The 18979-nt window shown below is 67.4% G+C and carries 16 protein-coding genes; 9 read left to right on the top strand and 7 right to left on the bottom strand.

What is annotated here, in order from left to right:
* Positions 1 to 9 precede the first annotated feature (9 nt).
* Positions 10 to 585, top strand: a complete 576-nt coding sequence (locus ACFPPA_RS03045; protein ID WP_377317152.1) for a hypothetical protein — start codon at positions 10 to 12, stop codon at positions 583 to 585.
* On the opposite strand, the gene ACFPPA_RS03050 is transcribed toward ACFPPA_RS03045, so the two are convergent.
* Positions 575 to 1378 (bottom strand): inositol monophosphatase family protein, encoded by an 804-nt coding sequence (locus ACFPPA_RS03050; RefSeq protein WP_377317154.1) that lies wholly within the window; start codon positions 1376 to 1378, stop codon positions 575 to 577. The two genes, ACFPPA_RS03045 and ACFPPA_RS03050, sit on opposite strands and share 11 nt — an antisense overlap.
* 123 nt (positions 1379 to 1501) lie before the next feature.
* On the opposite strand from ACFPPA_RS03050, the gene ACFPPA_RS03055 reads away from it, so the two are divergent.
* The gene (locus ACFPPA_RS03055; RefSeq protein ID WP_377317156.1) at positions 1502 to 2266 is read left to right on the top strand and encodes an RNA methyltransferase; all 765 of its coding nucleotides are present in this window, start codon (positions 1502 to 1504) and stop codon (positions 2264 to 2266) included.
* Positions 2267 to 2389: 123 nt separating this feature from the next.
* On the opposite strand, the gene ACFPPA_RS03060 is transcribed toward ACFPPA_RS03055, so the two are convergent.
* A complete protein-coding gene (locus tag ACFPPA_RS03060; protein ID WP_377317158.1) occupies positions 2390 to 3712 on the bottom strand; it encodes a hemolysin family protein in 1323 nt (440 codons plus the stop codon).
* A 134-nt stretch (positions 3713 to 3846) separates the two neighbouring features.
* Between ACFPPA_RS03060 and ACFPPA_RS03065 the strand changes: the two genes are divergently transcribed.
* Together ACFPPA_RS03065 and ACFPPA_RS03070 are read left to right on the top strand one after the other, a co-directional pair.
* On the top strand, positions 3847 to 4476 hold the full coding sequence (locus ACFPPA_RS03065; protein ID WP_377317160.1) for a DUF47 domain-containing protein: 630 nt from the start codon (positions 3847 to 3849) through the stop codon (positions 4474 to 4476).
* A 90-nt stretch (positions 4477 to 4566) separates the two neighbouring features.
* Positions 4567 to 5679 (top strand): inorganic phosphate transporter, encoded by a 1113-nt coding sequence (locus ACFPPA_RS03070; protein ID WP_377317162.1) that lies wholly within the window; start codon positions 4567 to 4569, stop codon positions 5677 to 5679.
* A gap of 23 nt (positions 5680 to 5702) precedes the next feature.
* Here the strand turns inward: ACFPPA_RS03070 and ACFPPA_RS03075 are convergent, their stop codons facing one another.
* A complete protein-coding gene (locus tag ACFPPA_RS03075) occupies positions 5703 to 6107 on the bottom strand; it encodes a hypothetical protein (protein WP_377317164.1) in 405 nt (134 codons plus the stop codon).
* Between the two features lie 82 nt (positions 6108 to 6189).
* On the opposite strand from ACFPPA_RS03075, the gene ACFPPA_RS03080 reads away from it, so the two are divergent.
* The 4 genes from ACFPPA_RS03080 to ACFPPA_RS03095 all read left to right on the top strand — a co-directional run bounded on the left by ACFPPA_RS03080 (position 6190) and on the right by ACFPPA_RS03095 (position 11435).
* Positions 6190 to 6531 carry an MGMT family protein gene (locus ACFPPA_RS03080; RefSeq protein WP_377317166.1) on the top strand — a complete coding sequence of 114 codons (342 nt, stop codon included), beginning with the start codon at positions 6190 to 6192 and terminating at the stop codon, positions 6529 to 6531.
* 128 nt (positions 6532 to 6659) lie between these two features.
* On the top strand, positions 6660 to 8489 hold the full coding sequence (gene recQ / locus ACFPPA_RS03085) for a DNA helicase RecQ (RefSeq protein WP_377317168.1): 1830 nt from the start codon (positions 6660 to 6662) through the stop codon (positions 8487 to 8489).
* Between the two features lie 312 nt (positions 8490 to 8801).
* Positions 8802 to 10223 carry a sugar porter family MFS transporter gene (locus ACFPPA_RS03090; protein WP_377317170.1) on the top strand — a complete coding sequence of 474 codons (1422 nt, stop codon included), beginning with the start codon at positions 8802 to 8804 and terminating at the stop codon, positions 10221 to 10223.
* Between the two features lie 189 nt (positions 10224 to 10412).
* Positions 10413 to 11435 carry a LacI family DNA-binding transcriptional regulator gene (locus tag ACFPPA_RS03095; RefSeq protein WP_377317172.1) on the top strand — a complete coding sequence of 341 codons (1023 nt, stop codon included), beginning with the start codon at positions 10413 to 10415 and terminating at the stop codon, positions 11433 to 11435.
* Positions 11436 to 11471: 36 nt separating this feature from the next.
* On the opposite strand, the gene ACFPPA_RS03100 is transcribed toward ACFPPA_RS03095, so the two are convergent.
* Genes ACFPPA_RS03100 through ACFPPA_RS03115 form a run of 4 tightly spaced genes read right to left on the bottom strand, consistent with a single transcriptional unit; the run spans position 11472 to position 17614 of the window.
* Positions 11472 to 12212, bottom strand: a complete 741-nt coding sequence (locus ACFPPA_RS03100) for a sulfotransferase family protein (protein ID WP_377317174.1) — start codon at positions 12210 to 12212, stop codon at positions 11472 to 11474.
* A 31-nt stretch (positions 12213 to 12243) separates the two neighbouring features.
* The gene (locus ACFPPA_RS03105; RefSeq protein ID WP_377317176.1) at positions 12244 to 13929 is read right to left on the bottom strand and encodes an alpha-amylase family glycosyl hydrolase; all 1686 of its coding nucleotides are present in this window, start codon (positions 13927 to 13929) and stop codon (positions 12244 to 12246) included.
* Complete coding sequence (locus ACFPPA_RS03110) at positions 13926 to 15425, bottom strand: MFS transporter (protein ID WP_377317178.1); 1500 nt, start codon at positions 15423 to 15425, stop codon at positions 13926 to 13928. The genes ACFPPA_RS03105 and ACFPPA_RS03110 overlap by 4 nt, the downstream gene beginning before the upstream one ends.
* Complete coding sequence (locus tag ACFPPA_RS03115) at positions 15422 to 17614, bottom strand: alpha-L-rhamnosidase-related protein (protein WP_377317180.1); 2193 nt, start codon at positions 17612 to 17614, stop codon at positions 15422 to 15424. Before ACFPPA_RS03115 ends, ACFPPA_RS03110 begins: the two co-directional genes overlap by 4 nt.
* 320 nt (positions 17615 to 17934) lie before the next feature.
* On the opposite strand from ACFPPA_RS03115, the gene ACFPPA_RS03120 reads away from it, so the two are divergent.
* On the top strand, positions 17935 to 18948 hold the full coding sequence (locus ACFPPA_RS03120) for a LacI family DNA-binding transcriptional regulator (protein ID WP_377317182.1): 1014 nt from the start codon (positions 17935 to 17937) through the stop codon (positions 18946 to 18948).
* The last annotated feature ends 31 nt before the right edge of the window (positions 18949 to 18979 follow it).

Genomic DNA, 18979 nt, shown 5'->3' on the forward strand with positions numbered 1-18979 from the left:
GCGTTGATCATGCTGAAGTGGCTGTTGCCTATCCTCGGCTTCTGGGCGTTCCACGCCACCGCAGCGGAAAACGATGCGCCCACGCAGCCACCGGTGTATGCCGGCACTTATGCGGTCATGTTCTGCCAGGGATCGTGTCCGGCCACGACATATCGCACCGGCACGCTGGTCCTGTTCGATCGGCCGCTGCGCGACGCGCAAGGCCAGGCGCGAGGCAAATGGCTGGAACGGGGGCAAATCAACGGCTGCCTCACGCTTGATCCGGTGCATGGCGCTCCCGGTGGATGGGTGTTCTATCCGGGGTTGGCACCCAGGCGATTTCTCGTCTGGTCGGTCGTGGACGACCGTTCGGCAAGCTTCGAGCTCGATCGCACGGTCGATGCGGGCTACACGGTCGAGCTGCGACTCACTCCGTCCGGCCTGGGCGGAACAGGCATGTTCTGGAGCGACGTGGGCTCGCCAGGCACTCAGACATCGCCACGGCAGGATGCGATCCAGGTGCATCGCATCGGCGATGCCGATCCGGCGCGGTGTCCACGGCTGGACCTGGACGCCGACGCGATGAATGACGTGCTCACGCCTTGAGCAACGCCGGCGTCGCCTGCTGGCCGATCGCGTCGACCATCGCCTTGGCCACGTTGAGGTTGCCGGCGATGATGTTGCCGCTTTCGGGGATGCCGTCGCGGCCGGCGAAGTCGCAGTAGCGGCCGCCCGCTTCGTGCACCAGCAGCACGCCGGCGGCCATGTCCCATGGCTTCAGGCCGATCTCGAAGTAGCCGTCGTAGCGGCCGGCGGCGACGTAGGCCAGATCCAGCGCGGCGGAGCCGGAGCGGCGGATGTCCTCGGCCTGGCCCAGGATGGCGCGGGTCATGTCGAGTTGCGGCACCAGATGCTCGCGCTGGCGGAACGGAAAGCCGGTGGCGATCATCGCGCCGCCCAGGTTCTCGCGCTTGCTGACGCGCATGCGGCGGTCGTTGAGGTAGGCGCCGTCACCCTTGCTGGCGGTGTACAGCTCGTCGCGCAGCGGGTCGAATACCACGGCATGGATCGGCACGCCCTTCTCCAGCAGCGCGATCGACACGCTGAAGTGCGGGATGCCGCGCAGGTAGTTGTGGGTGCCGTCGAGCGGATCGATGACCCACTGCAGCGGCCCCTTGCCGATCGCGCCGCTTTCCTCGGCGAGGATCGCGTGATCGGGATAGGCGCGGCGCAGTTCCTTGATGATCTCCGCTTCGGCCAGCTTGTCGACCTCCGAGACGAAGTCCAGCTGCTGCTTCTCGACGATATTGAGGCCGTCGATGCGGTTCATGTAGCGCAGGATCACATTGCCTGCGGAACGGGCGGCGCGCGCCGCGATCGTGACGTGGGGTCGGGCCATGGGTTTCGACTTTGGAAGAGAGCGGGGTTGCGGTCGGCGATTCTAGCAGAGGCGGGCCCGGACCGGGCCGCGGAGGCCCGTCTCCACTATCCTTGGACGTTCCCTCGCCACGCCGTGCATCGCATGAACGACCTCCACGACCTCGCCGCCCGCATCCGCTACGTGCTGGTGCGCACCTCGCATCCGGGCAATATCGGCAGTGCGGCGCGGGCGATCCGCACGATGGGTTTCCAGCGGCTGGAGCTGGTGACCCCGGTGCGTTTCCCGGATCGGGAGGCCAGCGCGCTGGCCGCCGGCGCGGATGACGTGCTGGCCGAGGCGGGCGTGCACGCGGAGCTGGTCGACGGCCTGGCCGGCTGCAACCTGGCGCTGGGGTTGTCCGCGCGCCGGCGCGGGGTGACCCTGCCGGAGCTGTCGCCGCGCGAGGCCGCAGCGCAGGCGCTGGCCGCCGCTGCGCGGGGCGAACAGGTGGCGCTGGTGTTCGGCAACGAGCGCAGCGGGCTGGAGAACGAGGAGCTGGCGCGCTGCCACGCGATGGTGCGGATTCCCAGCGTGGACGACTTCAGCTCGCTCAACCTGTCGCAGGCGGTGCAGGTGATGGCCTACGAACTGCGCGTGGCGATGCTCGACGAGCTGCCGGCGCCGTTGCCGCCGGTGCCGGCGGAGCTGCCGGCCGATGCGGCGCAGATGGAGAAGTTCTACGAGCACCTGGCGCAGACGCTGGACGATATCGAATTCCACAAGGGCCGCACGCCGACCACGATCATGCTGCGCCTGCGCAAGCTGTTCCAGCGCGCGCAGATGGATGAGCGCGAGCTGCGGGTGCTGCACGGCATCCTGGCCGACGCCCAGCGCATGGCGGCATTGGCCAAGGGCACGAGCGATTAGCTGGACAACCGGATAGTGCGCTTTTTGTGGGAGCGGCTTCAGCCGCGATGCCTTTGTTCCGAACCACTTCAAGGCAAGAGCATCGCGGCTGAAGCCGCTCCCACAAAAGTGGCGGCCGAACGCCTACTGCTCGTCGTCGGGCAGTTCCAGCGATGGCGCGGGGGTGACCAGCAGCTTGTCGATGCGGGCACCGTCGAGGTCGATCACCTCGAAGCGGATGCCGTGCCAGGCGAACACCTCGCCGGTCTGCGGCACATGGCCCAGCGCGGTCATCACCATGCCGGCGACGGTGCGGAAATCGTGATCCTGCTCGCCCGGCAGCTCGCTGATACGCAGCAGTTCGCGCAGGTCGTCGGTGGACAGGCTGCCGTCGATCAGCCAGCTGCCATCGGCGCGTTCCACGATGGGGCCGTCCTCGTCGGCTCCGCCATGGCCGATCTGGCTGGCGCCGACCACGGCGGCCAGCAGGTCGTTGACGGTGACCACGCCCTCGATGTCGCCGTATTCGTCCACGACCAGTGCCAGCGGGGTCTCGGCGTCACGGAATTCCTCCAGCAGATCCAGCGCGCGCGCCGCCGCCGGCACGAACAGCGGCTTGGACAGGTGGCCGAACAGCTCCGGACTGCCCTCGGCGAAACTGTGCAGCATGAGCTTGACCTCGACCACGCCGACCACGTCGCTTTCGTCGCCGCGATAGACCGGATAGCGTGAATACGGGGTCTGCCGCATGACCTCGATGTTTTCCTCGCGGGAGGCCGATATGTCCAGCCAGGCGATCCGCATGCGCGGGGTCATCACGCTGTCCACCGTGCGGTCGCCCAGACGCAGCACGCGATTGACCATGTTGTGCTCGTCGCGGTCGAGCACGCCCTGTTCGGCGCTTTCCGCGACCAGCATGCGGATCTCGTCTTCGGTGACCACCCCGCTGCCTTGCTGTTTCACCCGCAGCAGCCGCAGCAGCAGGTTGCTGGATATGTTCAGCAGCCACACGAACGGGGAGGTCAGCCGCGACAGCAGCAGCATCGGTATCGCCACGTAGGACGACAGCTTTTCCGGTGACGACAGCGCCAGCCGCTTGGGTACCAGTTCGCCGAACACGATCTGGATGAACGAGATCAGCACGAAGCCCAGCACGATGCCGCTGATCCGTGCATACGGCAGCAACCAGCCCAGCCGGCCACCCTGCAGCGCCTCGGCGATGTGCGTGCCCAGCGCATCGCCGGCGACCGCACCGGTGATCAGCATCACCAGGGTGATGCCGACCTGCACGGTGGACAGGAAATATTCCGGTGCCTCGGCGTGGCGCAACGCCAGCGCGGCCTTGCGGCTGGTCCGGGCCATCTGCTTGAGGCGGCTCTTGCGTGACACCACCAGGGCCATTTCCGACAACGCGAAGAAGCCGTTGCACAGGGACAGCACGAAGACGAGCGCGATTTCGGTCAGCATCGCGGTGATGATGGTGGAGGGGGCATGCGCACAGTGTAAGGGTAGCGGGGGCTGTACTTCATCTGGTGTCGATTCGGGGCGGCCTGAGTGTCCTGTAACATTACCGTCATCTCGCTCACTCAGGCATGGCCCGCATGTTTTCACTGCAGACGATTTTCGGCAAAGGCGACAAGTTCTACGGCCTGCTCGAACAGAGCGCGGCCACCGTCTGCGACAGCGCCAAGGCCCTGCACGAGCTGCTGAGCACGCCCGGGCAAGCCGCCGTGATGGCCGCGTTCACGGCCACCCGCGCCCGCGAGAAGGAGCTGGCCGCGCAGATCAGCGAAGGGCTGGTGAACACCTTCGTCACGGCGCTGGACCGCGAGGACATCGAGGCGCTGAATTCGGCGCTGTACAAGATCCCCAAGACCATCGAGAAGTTCGCCGAACGATACGAGATCGTGTTTTCCCGGCTGGACGGGGTGGATTTCGGCCAGCGCGCACTGGTGCTGCAGCGCTCCAGCGAGGTGGTCGCCCGGATGATCGGCGAATTGCGCCGCGGCCTGCGCATCGACCCGGTGAAGAAGCTGCAGGATCAGTTGCAGGCACTGGAATCGGAGGGCGACCGCATGCTGCTGGCGCCGTATCGCACGCTCTACGTGGAAGGCGGCGACGCGATGCGGGCGATGCTGGCGAAGGATCTGTTCGAGCTGATCGAGAAGGCGATCGACAAGTGCCGCGACGTCGGCAACATCGTCTATTCGATCGTGCTGAAGAACTCCTGAGGTCGCCGCCGTGAGCCTGTGCATGAGGAATTGCCCGGCCGCTCGGCCGTCCCCGGTGGTGGCCTGTCCGGAAGTGGCCGGGAGCCGCGCATGAGTGTCGTCATCGCGGTGGTGCTGATCGCGCTGGTTTTCACCTACATCAACGGTTTCCACGACACGGCCAACTCGATCGCCACGGTGGTGGCGACCAAGGTACTCACTCCCGGCCAGGCGGTGTTGCTGGCGGCGGGCACGAACCTGATCGGTGCGTTCCTGGGAACGGCGGTGGCGGCCACGATCGCCTCGGGGCTGATCAACGCCGGCGTGATCGAGATGAGCTCGCAGCTGCTGATCTGCGCGCTGCTGGCCGCGATCGTGTGGAACCTGATCACCTGGTGGCTGGGCCTGCCGTCCAGCTCCAGTCATGCCCTGGTCGGCGCCCTGGTGGGGGCGGCGATCGCGGCCTCGGGCAGCAACTTCAGCGCAGTGATCTGGGAGCAGGGCAGCTGGCTGAAGGGCCACGGCGTGATCCCCAAGGTGATCGTCCCGATGGTGTTGTCGCCGGCCGCCGGCTTCGTCATCAGCTTCCTGTTGATGGGCAGCCTGTATGGACTGCTGGCCTGGTTCGCGAACCGCCACGGCTGGTCACGCCGATTCGGGCGCACGCCGTTCGTCAACGGCTTTTTCGGCAAGGCGCAGATCGTCTCGGCCACCGCGATGGGCGTGGCGCACGGCATGAACGACGCGCAGAAGAGCATGGGCATCATCGCGCTGGCGCTGGCCGGTGCCACCGCCACGCATCAGTTCGACCACCTGCCGGTGTGGCTGGGTTTCCTGCGCGTCGCGGAGAATCCGGCGGGCGGATTCGCGATCCCGGTGTGGGTCAAGGTGGTCTCGGCGCTGACCATGGCCGCGGGTACCGCGGGTGGCGGCTGGCGCATCATCAAGACGCTGGGCCACAAGATGGTCAAGCTGCACCCGATCAACGGTTTCGCGGCCGAGACCAGCTCGGCGCTGGTGATCCTGACCGCTTCGGTGTTCGGCATCCCGGTGTCGACCACCCACAACGTGTCGGCCTCGATCATGGGCGTGGGCGCGGCCAAGCGCTTCAACGCGATCCGCTGGTCGGTGGTCGAGCGGATGGTGTGGGCCTGGATCCTGACCCTGCCGGTCACCGCGCTGCTGGCCTACGGCCTGGTGATGGCGGTCAAGCTGGCGTTCTAGCGCAACACAACCCGCCCGGGCGGCTAGAACGAGTCCGCGCCGGTGGCGATCACCTGCTCCAGCTGGTCGCCCAGCGAGCCCAGTTCATGCACCACGCGTTCCAGCTCGGGGGCATCGAGAAATTCGTACAGGCGGTTTTCGCACAGGTGCAGGTACGGCGAACCGTCCAGGTCGGCCACGGCGAGGAAACCGGTGCGCTGCTGCCAGTTGAAGCGCAGGCAGCGATTCGGATCGGTGCCGGCGAGCGGACCGATCGGGGTGGATACGCGCAGGTAACGCCGCCCCGATTCGTCCTCGAGCTCGGCCAGGTAGATGCCCTGGTAACGCTCCTGCCGGACCGGCAGATCGAAGCTGATCAGGTAGGGGTCGTTGTTGTGCAGCTCGTGCTGGCTGCCGATGTGCGAACGCACGGCTTCGAAGTGACGCATGTTGCGATTTCCGCTGGGAGGGGCACCGGTTACTCTGCCACGTATTCCCGTTCGAGTCGCGTCAACCGCCGATGGATCAGCCATGAACGAACGCAACGATCGCATCTTCGCCGCCATCGCCGCGATCCCGCCCGGGCGGGTCGCCAGCTATGGCGCCATCGCCGCCCGCGCGGGCCTGCCGGGGCGCGCCCGGCTGGTCGGCAGGCTGCTCGGCGAAGTTCCCGAGGGCATGGTGCTGCCGTGGTTCCGGGTACTGCGCGCCAGCGGACACATCGCGATGCCGCCGGGCAGCCGCGGCTTTCGCGAGCAATGCCGGTTGCTGCGGGCCGAGGGTGTCGAGGTGAAGAATGGCCGTGTGCCGCTGTCGCGGTTCGGCCTGGATGCCGACCTGGATCACGCCCTGTGGGGGATGCCGGGGGATTGAGGGCATTCGTCCGTCCTCGGGATCCCCGGGTTCGCCGGCATGGCCCTGCACGAATGCGATCGAATCGTTGACATCCGGCGGATCCCGCGCCGACAGGCTGGATCCGCCGGTTTGCTAGCATGTCGCCGATGAATCCCACTGCCCTCGACCTGCTGCAAAGCGTTTTCGGTTATCCCAGTTTCCGCGGCCAGCAACAGGCCGTGGTCGACCATCTCAGTGACGGCGGCGACGCGCTGGTGCTGATGCCGACCGGCGGCGGCAAGTCGCTGTGCTACCAGATCCCGGCCTTGCTGCGGCAGGGTACCGGCATCGTGGTGTCGCCGCTGATCGCGTTGATGCAGGACCAGGTCGATGCGCTGCGCGAAGCCGGCGTGTCGGCGGCCTATCTCAACTCCAGCCTGAGTGGCGAGGACCAGCGCGAGGTCGAGCGGCAGTTGCTGGCCGGCGAGCTGAACCTGCTGTACGTGGCGCCGGAGCGGTTGCTGACCGGACGCTTCCGGGCCCAGCTCGAGCGCACCGAGGTAGCCCTGTTCGCGATCGACGAGGCGCACTGCGTGTCGCAGTGGGGACATGATTTCCGGCCCGAGTACCGCGAGCTGGCGATCCTGCACCAGCGTTTCCCGGCGGTGCCGCGCATCGCGCTCACCGCGACCGCCGACCCGCGCACCCGCGAGGAGATCGTCGAGCGCCTGTCGCTGCAGCAGGCGCGCCAGTTCGTGTCCAGCTTCGACCGGCCGAACATCGGCTACCGGGTCGGCCTGCGGCACAACGCGAAGCGCCAGCTGGGCGAGTTCCTGCTCGGTCACCAGGGCGAGTCCGGCATCGTCTATTGCCTCAGCCGGCGCAAGGTGGACGACACCGCGCAGTGGCTGACCGAGTCCGGCATCGAGGCCTTGCCGTATCACGCCGGGCTGGATGCAGCCACTCGTGCGAAGAACCAGAAACGCTTCCTGCGCGAGGACGGCGTGGTGATGGTGGCCACGGTCGCGTTCGGCATGGGCATCGACAAGCCCGACGTGCGCTTCGTGGCGCATCTGGATCTGCCGCGCAGCATCGAGGGCTACTACCAGGAGACCGGTCGTGCCGGCCGCGACGGCCTGCCGGCCGAGGCCTGGATGATCTACGGGCTGTCCGACGTGGTCACCATGAGCCAGATGATCGCGCAGTCCGAATCGGCCGACGAGCGCAAGCGGGTCGAGCGGCAGAAGCTGGAGTCGCTGCTGGCCTACGCCGAGGCCACCGGCTGCCGTCGTGAACTGCTGCTGGGCGCGTTCGGCGAAACCTATCCCGGCCCCTGCGGCCACTGCGACAACTGCATCGCGCCGCCGAAGACCTGGGATGCCACGGTGCCGGCGCAGAAGGCCTTGTCGGCGGTGTACCGCACCGGCCAGCGCTTCGGTTCCGGCCACGTGATCGACGTGCTGCGCGGCGAGGAGACCGAGCGCGCACTGAGCCTGGACCACCATCGGCTGAGCACGTTCGGCATCGGCGCGGAGATGGACGAGAAGCAATGGCGCTCGGTGTTCCGCCAGCTGCTTGCCGCCGGCCTGCTCGAGGCCGACGCCGAAGGCTACGGCACGCTGCGGCTGACCGCCGCCAGTCGCGCCGTGCTCAGCGGCGGCCAGCCGGTGAAGCTGCGCGAGGACGCCCGGCCCGAGCGCGGCAGCCGTCGTCGTCGTGACAGCCAGCTGATCACCGGCGACAAGAGCAGTGGCGGCAGTCTCGGCATCGAGGCCTACGAGCAGCCGATGTGGGACGAGTTGCGCGCCCTGCGCACGCAACTGGCCAGGCAGCATGGCGTGCCGCCGTACGTGGTCTTCCACGACGCCACCCTGCTGGCGATGTTGCGGGCGTTGCCGGCGAACGAGGACGAGCTGGCCACGATCAGCGGCGTGGGCGAGGCCAAGCTCAAGCGCTACGGACGCGACTTCCTTGCGGTGATCAACGCGGCCGAATGAGCTGAGCCATTCGCGGCGCCGGGTGGACGCGTCGGGGCATGCACCGGACCGCACGCCTGCCGTTCCGAAGAGCGGTCGTACCGCATGATCGGTGTTCCCATGGACGAGACGGTCGCGCTATGCTCGTTCGAATTGATAGCGCTGTCATCGTGGTGGAAAGGGATGGCGCGATTGGTGTCGGGGCGCAGGCAGGGGAGCGTGCCGGCCGGCGACCCGGTTGCCTGAGCCACTGCATACGTATTCAATCGGACAGCGATGCGGGTGCATCCCAGAATCGAACGCAAGACACGCCATCACGTTGGGGGAGACGCAATGAGTTCAGTGAAAGCGACAGACGGGCTGGGCCAGCACGCAACCGTGCGGGTGGTCTTGATAGCGGCGGCAGCGGCACTGGGCGGCTTTCTGTTCGGGTTCGATACGGCGGTGATCAACGGCGCGGTCGATGCGATCCGTGGCAGCTTTTCGCTGGACGCGGCGCAAACCGGCTTCGCGGTGTCCTGCGCCCTGCTCGGTTCGGCGCTGGGTGCCTGGTACGCCGGCATGCTGGCCAATCGCTGGGGGCGCGTGCGCACCATGCAGGTGGCGGCGGTGTTGCTGGTGGCCGCCGCACTGGGCTCGGGACTGGCGTTTCACGTCTGGGACCTGATCGTGTGGCGGCTGGTCGGCGGCATCGGCGTGGGCGTGGCTTCGGTGATCGCACCGACCTACATCGCCGAGGTGGCGCCGGCGCGGATCCGCGGCCGGCTCGGCTCGATGCAGCAGTTGGCGATCGTGCTGGGCATCTTCGCTGCGCTGCTGAGCGACGCCTGGCTGGCCGACCTGGCCGGTGGCGCGGCGCATACCCTGTGGCTGGGGCTGCCGGCGTGGCGCTGGATGTTCCTGGCGGCGGTGACGCCCGCGCTGGTCTATGGCCTGCTGGTGCTGGGCGTGCCGGAATCGCCGCGCCATCTGGTGGCCAAGGGCCGCCTGGCCGAGGCCCGGGTGGTGTTGCAGGAAGTGCTGGACATGCACAACGACCAGGCGCTGGGCAAGAAGCTGGCCGACATCGAGGACAGCCTGCGTTCGGAACACAAGCCGCGGCTCAGCGATCTGCGCGGTGCCGCGGCGGGCCTGCTGCCGATCGTGTGGGTCGGTATCCTGCTCTCGGTGTTCCAGCAGTTCGTCGGCATCAACGTGATCTTCTACTACTCGTCCACCCTGTGGCACTCGGTCGGCTTCAGCGAGGCCGATTCGTTCACGATCACGGTGGCCACCTCGATCGTCAACGTGCTGGTGACCCTGGTGGCGATCTCGCTGGTCGACAAGATCGGTCGCAAGCCGTTGCTGGTCATCGGTTCGGCCGGCATGGCGGTCACCCTGGGCGCGATGGCCTGGTGCTTTTCGCAGGCCACCGGCAGCGGGGCCGAGCTGAGCCTGCCCGGCTCGGTCGGCATCGTGGCGCTGGTCGCGGCGAATGCCTATGTGGTGTTCTTCGGGGTGAGCTGGGGCCCGGTGGTCTGGGTGCTGCTGGGCGAAATGTTCCCCAACCGCATTCGCGCCACCGCACTGGCCGTGGCCGCCTCGGCGCAGTGGCTGGCCAACTTCGCGATCACCAGCACGTTTCCGGCGCTGGCCGAGCTTGGCCTGACCTTCGCCTACGGCCTGTACGCCGGCTTTGCGCTGCTGTCGCTGATGTTCGTGCTGTACGCGGTGCGCGAGACCAAGGGCGTCGAGCTGGAGGACATGCGGGCCTGAGGATCATGGAGCGGCGCTTTTCCGCCGGGGCGGCCGCCCCGGCGGCACTGCCCGGCCGCCGCGGTGTCGACCCGTGCTGCAGCATCTACCACAGGCGGCGCGCAAAGCGGTTAGGATTCGGAATCAACGACGGCCAATCCATGGCCGGTCAGCTGGTGTCTGACGACAAGCTTCCGGATCACGCTGCAGATGAAAGTCAAAGCCACATCCATCGACATCGCCCACCTGGCCGGGGTTTCCCAGGCGACGGTGTCGCGGGCGTTGCGCGGCAGCCCGCTGGTCAATGAGGAAACCCGGCGGCGCATCCAGGCTGCCGCCGAGCAGCTCAACTACAAGCTCGACAAGAACGCCTCCAACCTTCGCCGGATGCACAGCGGCACGCTGGCCCTGCTGCTGTTCGAGGACCCCACGGCCGACGAATCGCACATCAACCCGTTCTTCCTGTCGATGCTCGGTTCGATCACCCGTGCCTGCGCCCAGCGCGGCTATGACCTGTTGATCTCGTTCCAGCAGTTCTCGCACGACTGGCATGCCGATTTCGCCGACAGCAACAAAGCCGACGGCATCATCCTGCTCGGCTATGGCGATTACCTGACCCATCGCGACAAGCTGGAGAAACTGGTCGCCCAGCGCACCTGTTTCGTGCGCTGGGGTGCGGTGCTGCCCGACCAGCCCGGGGTGTCGATCGGCTGTGACAACTTTCGCGGTGGGCAGGCCGTGGCCGGGCACCTGCTGGAACGTGGCTGCCGCCGCATCGCCTTCCTCGGCGACGCCTCCAGCCATTATCCGGAGTTCTTCGGCCGCTACCGCGGCTACGTCGATGCGCTCGAGCAGGCCGGGGTGGCGATCGATCCCGCCCTGCAGGAAAACGCCGAGAGTACCGAGCATTCCGGTTACGAGGCGATGCGCAGCCTGATCGCGCGAGAGGTCGGCTTCGATGCGGTCTTCGCCGCCAGCGACCTGATCGCGATCGGCGCCATGCGCGCGCTCGGCGACCATGGCCTGCGCGTGCCGCAGGACGTGGCGCTGGCCGGCTTCGACGACATCGCCACCGCCAGTTTCGTCAACCCGCCGCTGACCACCGTGCTGCAGGACACCCGCCAGGCCGGCGAGGTGCTGGTCGAGAGCCTGCTCGGACTGATCCGCGGCGAGGCGGTCGAAAGCGAAGTGCTGCCGGTGAAGCTGATGGTGCGGGGCTCGAGCCTGCGCTGAGCCGAACGCGCTGCGCGCCCGGTCCCTGCTGGCCGGCTACGACAGCAGCTGAAACGCCAGATAGCCCAGCCCACCCACCGCGGCCGTTGCCAGGCCCACGATCACGTAGGCGCCGCGGGTCAGCTGGCGCAGGGTCTGCTTCACCGCCGCGCGATCGTTGACGTTGGGGAAGGGTGTCGTCGGCACCGGCACATTCAGGAACTCGCACAAAGGCGCCCAGCCCTGGTCGACCGAGAACACCAGCAGGCGCTCGGGCGGCACGCTGGCGGTCACCTCGGCGATGTGCCGGTGGTACAGCGCGATCGCTGCGTCGCGGTCGTTCATGGTGCCCTGGTGGGCGCGTTGCCAGATCAGCTTGCGCGACATGTCGCCGAACTTGCGTCCGAACGGCGTGGTCCATTCCAGTACCTTGAACTGCCACATGGTCTCGGTGAAGTAGATCGTGTCGATCGTGCTTTCGTACCACGCCTCGGCGCCGCGAGGATGCACGGTCAGCAACACCTTGGCCTGGGGATACGCCTCCATCAGTTCGCGCCAGACGCAGCAGGCGGGGTTGTCCACGGCGGCGGTATAAGTGGAGAACACCTGCTCCCAGTCGTGCCGGGTCCCGGCCGGGGCGTTGGCCACCGCACGCCAGAAGTCGAGATGCGACTTGTTGGCCTTGTTCTCGAGTACCTCGATCATGTGATAACAGGGAAAGCCGAGCTCACGCAGTGCCGTCCAGGTCGACAGTGTGCCGGTGCGTCCGTAGCCGGCGCCGATGATCTTCAGGCTCATCTCGATCCCCCCGCCGGCATGGACCGGCCTGTCAGTGTTCGGGGTGTCCGCGCTCGCGCATCAGCCGGGTCAGCTCGGCCACCAGGTCGGGCCGACTTGGCGTGGCATCCAGCAGGTAGACCTGTACATCGTGCGCAGCCACGGTCGCTTTCAGTTTGCCATTCGGCTGCACGTCGATCGGTGTGCCGTCGAGCGCGGGCTTCCAATCGCCCGCCTGAAGCTTGTCGCCGATGTCGAACGCAGCGGCCCGGTCGCCCTTGTTGAGCAGCACGAGGGCGATTTGGTGGGTGTCGCCTTTCTGGTAGACCCGATAGAACGATGCCTGCTGGCCGGCGAAGCGGATCGGCAGCATCAGTCCGCGCTGCAGGGCGATGGTGTGCTCACGCAGCAGGGCGATACGCTTCAGCTGCCGGTAGATCGGGCTTTTCGCGGCCGCGTCGATGCGCTGCTGGCCGTAGTAGTTGCGGTTGCCCTGGTGCTCGGCCTTGCCCCGTTCGAAGCCGGTTTCCGAGCCGTAGTAGATCGCCGGGATGCCGCGCGCGGTGAACAGCCAGTTGTCGGCATCGATGAAGCCGTTGTCGGAGGCGTTGAGCCGGGCCATGTCGTGGTTGTCGTAGAACGTCACCAGCTCGTAGGGATTCGCATAGGGGCCGTTGGCGAGATAGAGCCGGTCGAGCAGTTGCGCGTAGTCGCTGTCCGGATGCTCGAACACCTCGGCCGTGCGTCCGCGCAGCGGGAAGTCGAGCAGGCTGATGCCGCCGTTCTGCGGCCAGGTGAACTTGCCGATGTTGTCGGGGCTGTAGTCGAACGCCTCGCCATACATGAAGAAACCCGGATGCTTCGCCCGGATGCGCGCACTGAACTGCCGCCAGAAGCCGGTCGACATGTGGCTGATGGTGTCGATGCGGAACGCATCGGCTCCTTGCTCGATCCACTGCTCGTAGGCGCCGACCATGTAGTCCAGCACGGCCGGACTCTGGTCGTCGTTGTTGGACAGCTGCACCAGGTCGTCGTAGGCGTGGTAGAAGCGGTGCAGCGGGTTGCGCACGGGGTCCAGCCGGTACGGCGGCAGGTTCTGCTCGTCGGCGATCAGCTTGCCGCTCTTGTCGAAGATCTGCCCGAACTGCGGCTGGCGCACCGGCATGGTGAACGCGGGCGAGCCGTGGTTCACCACGATGTCCTGCACCACCTTGAGCCCGTCCGCATGCATCTTCGTGGTGAACCGGGCGAAGTCCAGGCCCTTGCTGGGCAGGTGCTCGTCCAGCTTGTAGAAGTTGATGCCCCAGTAGCCGTGGAAGCCGGTCTTGCCGCGGTCGGTGAACTTGGAACCCCAGCGCACCGGGTCGCCGCCGGTGAAGGCCTGGTCCGGGTTGTCCACGATCGGCGTGATCCACACCGCGCCGAAGCCCATGCCGCGGATGTAGCCGGCGTTGTCCAGCACGCCCCTGAAGTCGCCGCCGAGGTAGCCGATGTTCGCGCTCTGGCCCCTGGGCGCGCCGGGCACCGGAATGTCCCAGGTGGGATGTGCGCCGCCCTGGTCGCGGTGGTCGTTCGACGGATCGCCGTTGACGAAGCGGTCGGTCATCACGAAGTAGATCGCGTTGGCGGCGAACGGTGCATCGGTACCGACGAATTCCGGCACGGAGACGGGTGCGGCGCCGGCGGCCAGCGGAGCGGCCAGCAGGGCGAGGACCAGCGGGTGCCTGCGGAATGTCATCGGTGGTTTCCCGCCACGGCAGCGGTGACCGGCACGTCTCCGAGTGGTTCGTGCACGCGCAGGGTGAACAGGCCGGCCACGAACAGGCTGGCGCCGCCCAGCGCCAGCGCATAGATCGGCTGGTCGTGGAAGCACAGCCGCAACAGCAGGCCGAGCACGCTGGCCGCCATCAGCTGCGGGATCACGATGAAGAAATTGAAGATGCCCATGTACACGCCCATCTTCTGCGCCGGCAGGTTGTCCGACAGCATCGCGTAGGGCAGCGACAGGATCGAGGCCCACGCAAAGCCCACGCCGACCATCGAGACCAGCAGGTAGTCCGGGTCGCGGATGAACAGGAACGACAGCAGCCCCGCGCCGCCCAGCCACAGGTTGATCAGGTGGCTCCAGCGCAGGCCGATGCGGCGCACCAGCAGCGGTATCGCGATCGCCGCCAGCGCGGCGAAGCCGTTGTAGGCACCCATCAGCACGCCGACCCAGTTGGCACCGGTGTTGTAGGCGACCGAATGCGGATCGCTGCTGCCGAACTGCACCGCGGTGACCGCCGGGGTGGTGTAGATCCACATCGCGAACAGGGCGAACCACGAGAAGAACTGCACCACGGCCAGCCGGCGCATCGCGTCGGGCATGTTGTACAGGTCGCCCATCACCTGGCGCAGCATGCCGGCGCTGCGGGTGAAGGCCAGCCAGGCGAACAGCCCACCGAACACGGCCAGGCCACCGACCAGGACATACAGTTCTTTCTCCAGCGCGAAGTGGCGGATCGCCAGCAACACCAGCGCGGCGGCGGCCAGCAGCAGCAGGCCTGGCAGCCAGGCGCGGGTGGCATCCGCGGCGGGTTGCTCGCTGGCATCGTCGAAATCGCGCAACTGCTCGGGCGGGTATTCGCGGGTGGACAGCACGGTCCACAGCACGGTGCCCAGCAACACGGCACCGCCGGCGTAGAACGCGTACTTCACCGTGTCCGGTATGGCGCCTTCGGGCGCCACATTGCTGACGCCGACCTTCGCCAGCAGCCATGGCATCAGCGAGGCGACCACCGCGCCGACGCCGATGAACACGCTTTGCATCGAGAAACCCAGCGGGCGCTGGCGCACCGGCAACTGGTCGCCGACGAAGGCGCGGAACGGTTCCATCGACACATTGAACGAGGCATCCATGATCCACAGCACGCCCGCGGCCACCCACAGCGCGGGTGAGTTGGGCATGGCCAGCAGGGCCAGCGTCGCCAGCAGCGCGCCGGCCAGGAAATACGGCCGGCGCCGGCCGAAACGGTTCCATGTGCGGTCCGAGTAATGGCCGATGATCGGTTGCACGATCAGTCCGGTGAGTGGCGCGGCCACCCACAGGATCGGGATGTCGTCGACGTTGGCACCCAGCGTCTGGAAGATCCGGCTGACGTTGGCGTTCTGCAACGCGAAGCCGAACTGGATACCCAGGAAGCCGAAGCACATGTTCCAGATCTGCCAGAACGACAGCTCGGGTTTTCTGGTCATGGTGTGGTGGTTCCCCTGGCCAGCGGCGCGATCAGCAGATCGTCGATGCCGGCGTTGTTCAATGCACCGTCGATGCCGCCGGCACCCCCGGTGTAATGCGCGAAGTGCTGCAGGTAGCTCATGTTGACGCCGTCCTCCAGCGCGAAGTGGCAGCGGGCATGCGCCTGCGCCGTGAATTGGCCATGGGTGGAACGCTGCGTGCCCACGCTGTGCGGCATCACCAGCGGTACGCGCTGCAGCTCGCTGCCGTCGCAGCGGATCGCCAGCATCTTCACCGCCGCGGTGACGCCAGTGCTGATCGGGCCATGGTCGTTGCGATAGTCCACCGACACACGGTAGCTGCCGCTGGCCGGCGCGGTCCATGCACGTGGCCAGTCGCCACCGACTCGCGCCACGTCGCCCGCGCAGGTCGCGGGGCTGTGCAGCGACTCCAGGCCATGGGCGTCGACGCGGGTGGCGCTGACGCAGGTGAGGGCTCCCGTGCGCGGCAGTTGCCCCTGGCCATCGACGGTCGCGCCGCGCCGGCCATTGACGTATAGCTGCACCTTGCCGTCGGTCTGCACGTGCCACCGGTTGCCAGCCGGCTCGAGCCGCGGGGCCGCTGGCGCGACCGGCGCGTACAACGGTGCGTCCATGCGCAGCGGCAACTCATCCACCTGCACCGCCTTGAGCATCACCACCGTGGTGTTTCCCTGCGTGGTGCGGCGATCGGTGACCAGCAGATTGCCGCCGCGCTGTTTCGGCAGTTGCAGGGTGATACGGCGATCGGGCAGGTCCAGCGTGATCGAGTCGCGCGAGCCGAACAGCATCGGCACCAGCGCGGTGGGCAGCTTCGGTTCCACCCGGCCGTCCTCGCCGAGGCCGAACACGCCCTCGGTGACGACGTCGAGGTAGGCCGCCACCGACCACAGCTGGCGGGGTGAATTCACCACCGGGCCGCTGAGCTTGCCGTCGTCCAGATGCTGGCCCTGGGTCAGCAGCTCGTAGTTCTCGAGGTTGGAGCCGTACAGCGCCGCACCGCGCATCACCGACTCGATCTCGTGGGCGATGCGCGCCGGATCGTTCACCGTGCGCGCGGCGCGCAATGCATAGGCGCTGACGAACGGCCAGATCGCGCGGTTGTGATAGATCGGCTGGTCGGCGCGCTCGGGCCACATGACCGGGCTGCCGGCCGGCCAGCTCGGGTAGTTCGCCAGCGTCTGCCGCGCGCGTTCGCCCCCAGCCACGCCGCTGGTCACCGCCAGCGAGATGCCGAGCAGGTCGTAGGTGTCGACCGGGGTGCCGTCGCCGCCGAGGTAGCTCATGTACATGCCGCGGTCGGCACGCCAGAAGTGCGCGTTGATGGCCTGCTTCAGGGCGGCTGCCTGGGCGCGGTAGCCGGCAGCGGTCTTCGTTTCATGCTGTGCATCGGCCAGCGTGGCGGCCAGCTGCAGTGCCTGGTAATGCAGCACGTTGGTGGACAGCGCATACGACTGGGCGATGAAGCCGACGTTGGCCGCGGTCCATGCCGGGTAGCTCTGCTCGCGCCAGTCCATGAACGAGGTCTCGCCCCGGTACAGCCCGAACCGCGCGTCGAACGCGTATTGCCGGTCCTGCGCCAGCGTGTCGTTCAGCGCCTGCCGCACCTGCGTCGCAAACGCCCGGTCGCCCAGCAGGTGCCGCGCACCGAGGAACCACACCACGCGATCGGTGCTGATCGGCCAGCTGCCGCCCGAGCCGGTGTCCTGCATCACGTACAGGCCCTGCGGCGCGGTGGGCACGCGCACGCCGGACAACTTGAACTCCAGCCCGTTGCGCGCCCGCGTCGGGTCGAACCGCCACAGCCCGAGGTCGATCGAGTAGGACAGGTCGCGTGTCCACACGTACGGCCATTTCATCCCGGTCTCGAAGCAGTGGCAGGGAATCGGCTGGCCGTGATCGAACGCGCCGTCGCGAATCGCCGTGACCGAGTCGAGCTTGAGGTCGTCCTGGGCCATCGCGTAGAGCCCGTTGAACAGCACGCTGGCGGTATCCACCTGCAAGGGCTGCGCCGGGATCACCCGCTGGCCGAACGGCCACGCCAGCGTGTAGGCATCCCCGGCATCGCGCTGCATGCCGACATGCACGCCATGCCAGTCCAGTCCGTCGTGCCAGGCCGGGGCGACGCCGGGACCGGCGGCCATGGTCGCGGCCAGCAGCAGGCTCAGCATGGGGACAGCGCGGGGTGTGTGGCACGGGTCATGTCGATCGTCATCAGTGAGCTCTCCGGCAGCTGTTATGTCACGGCGGGACTTGCGCTGCATGCTGCGACTGCAGCATCGACGACGGGCAAGTTCGAGTGTGGGCCTCGCATGGTAGGGAGCGTCGCAATGCAGCAGCCAGCACCTGCATACGTATTCATTCGGGACGGCCGGCGCTTGCCGGGCGCGCAGGGCATCGCAAGCCGCCCGCGACAAGAGGAAGAGTCCTTGTAAACCGGCCGGCTATGGCGGCATAGTTGATCGATAGCGTGACAACACCGGGAGAATCCATGCGGGTACGCCTCGAAGATGTGGCGCGCGCGGCGAGCGTATCGCCCAAGACGGTGTCCCGCGTACTCAACGACGAGGCCAACGTGAGCGACACCACGCGCAAGCGCGTGCTCGCCGCGATGGAGGCGATGGACTACCGTCCGCTGCCGTCGGCGCGCAGCCTGGCGGGCAATCGTTCGTTCCTGGTGGCGATGCTGTACGACAACAATGACAACCCGGCCTCGACCTACCTGGCCGAGATCCAGGACGGCGTGCTGGAGGCCTGCGATTCGCATCGCTACAGCATGATGGTGCGTCCGCTGCGGATGCGCGGGGACGATTTCATCCGCCGGCTCGATGCGCTGATTTCCGATCATCACCCGGACGGCATCGTGCTCACCCCGCCGATCACCGACTACGCGCCGCTGCTCAAGCGCCTGCGCGAGCGCAATGTGCCGTATGCCAGCGTGTCGCCACGGACCCGCGACGGCAACATCGGCGTCACCATGGACGAGCAGCAGGCGGCGCGCACGATCGTGGAGCATCTGCTGTCGCTGGGGCATCGGCGGATCGCCCATGTCGAAGGCATTGCCGACCACGGTGCCAGCGTTTGGCGACTGGCCGGCTATCGCGAGGCGATGGCCGCCGCGGGACTGACCGTGGATCCCGCGCTGGTGGTGCAGGGCGCCTTCACGTTCAGCTCCGGCGTGGCGGCGGCGCGGCAGCTGTTTGCGCTGGCGGAGCGGCCCACGGCGGTGTTCGCCGCCAACGACGACATGGCGACCGGCGTGATGTGGGCGGCGAACGAGCGCGGCCTGAAGGTGCCGCAGGATCTTTCCGTGTGCGGGTTCGACGATATCCCGTTGGCGAGCCAGCTGTGGCCCGCATTGACCACCATCCGCCAGCCCAGTCGCGAGATGGGCAAGGTCGCGGCGTTGCAGCTGCTGGAAGTGCTGCGCGGCCGCGGCCATGGCCAGCTGCAGCAGATGCCGTTTTCGCTGGAGATCCGCGGCTCGACCGCACCCGTTCCCTGAAACTTCCCCGGCAGGCGCGCGAGCCTGCCGG

Source organism: Rhodanobacter ginsengisoli, assembly GCF_042657065.1.
Classification (GTDB): Bacteria; Pseudomonadota; Gammaproteobacteria; order Xanthomonadales; family Rhodanobacteraceae; genus Rhodanobacter; species Rhodanobacter ginsengisoli.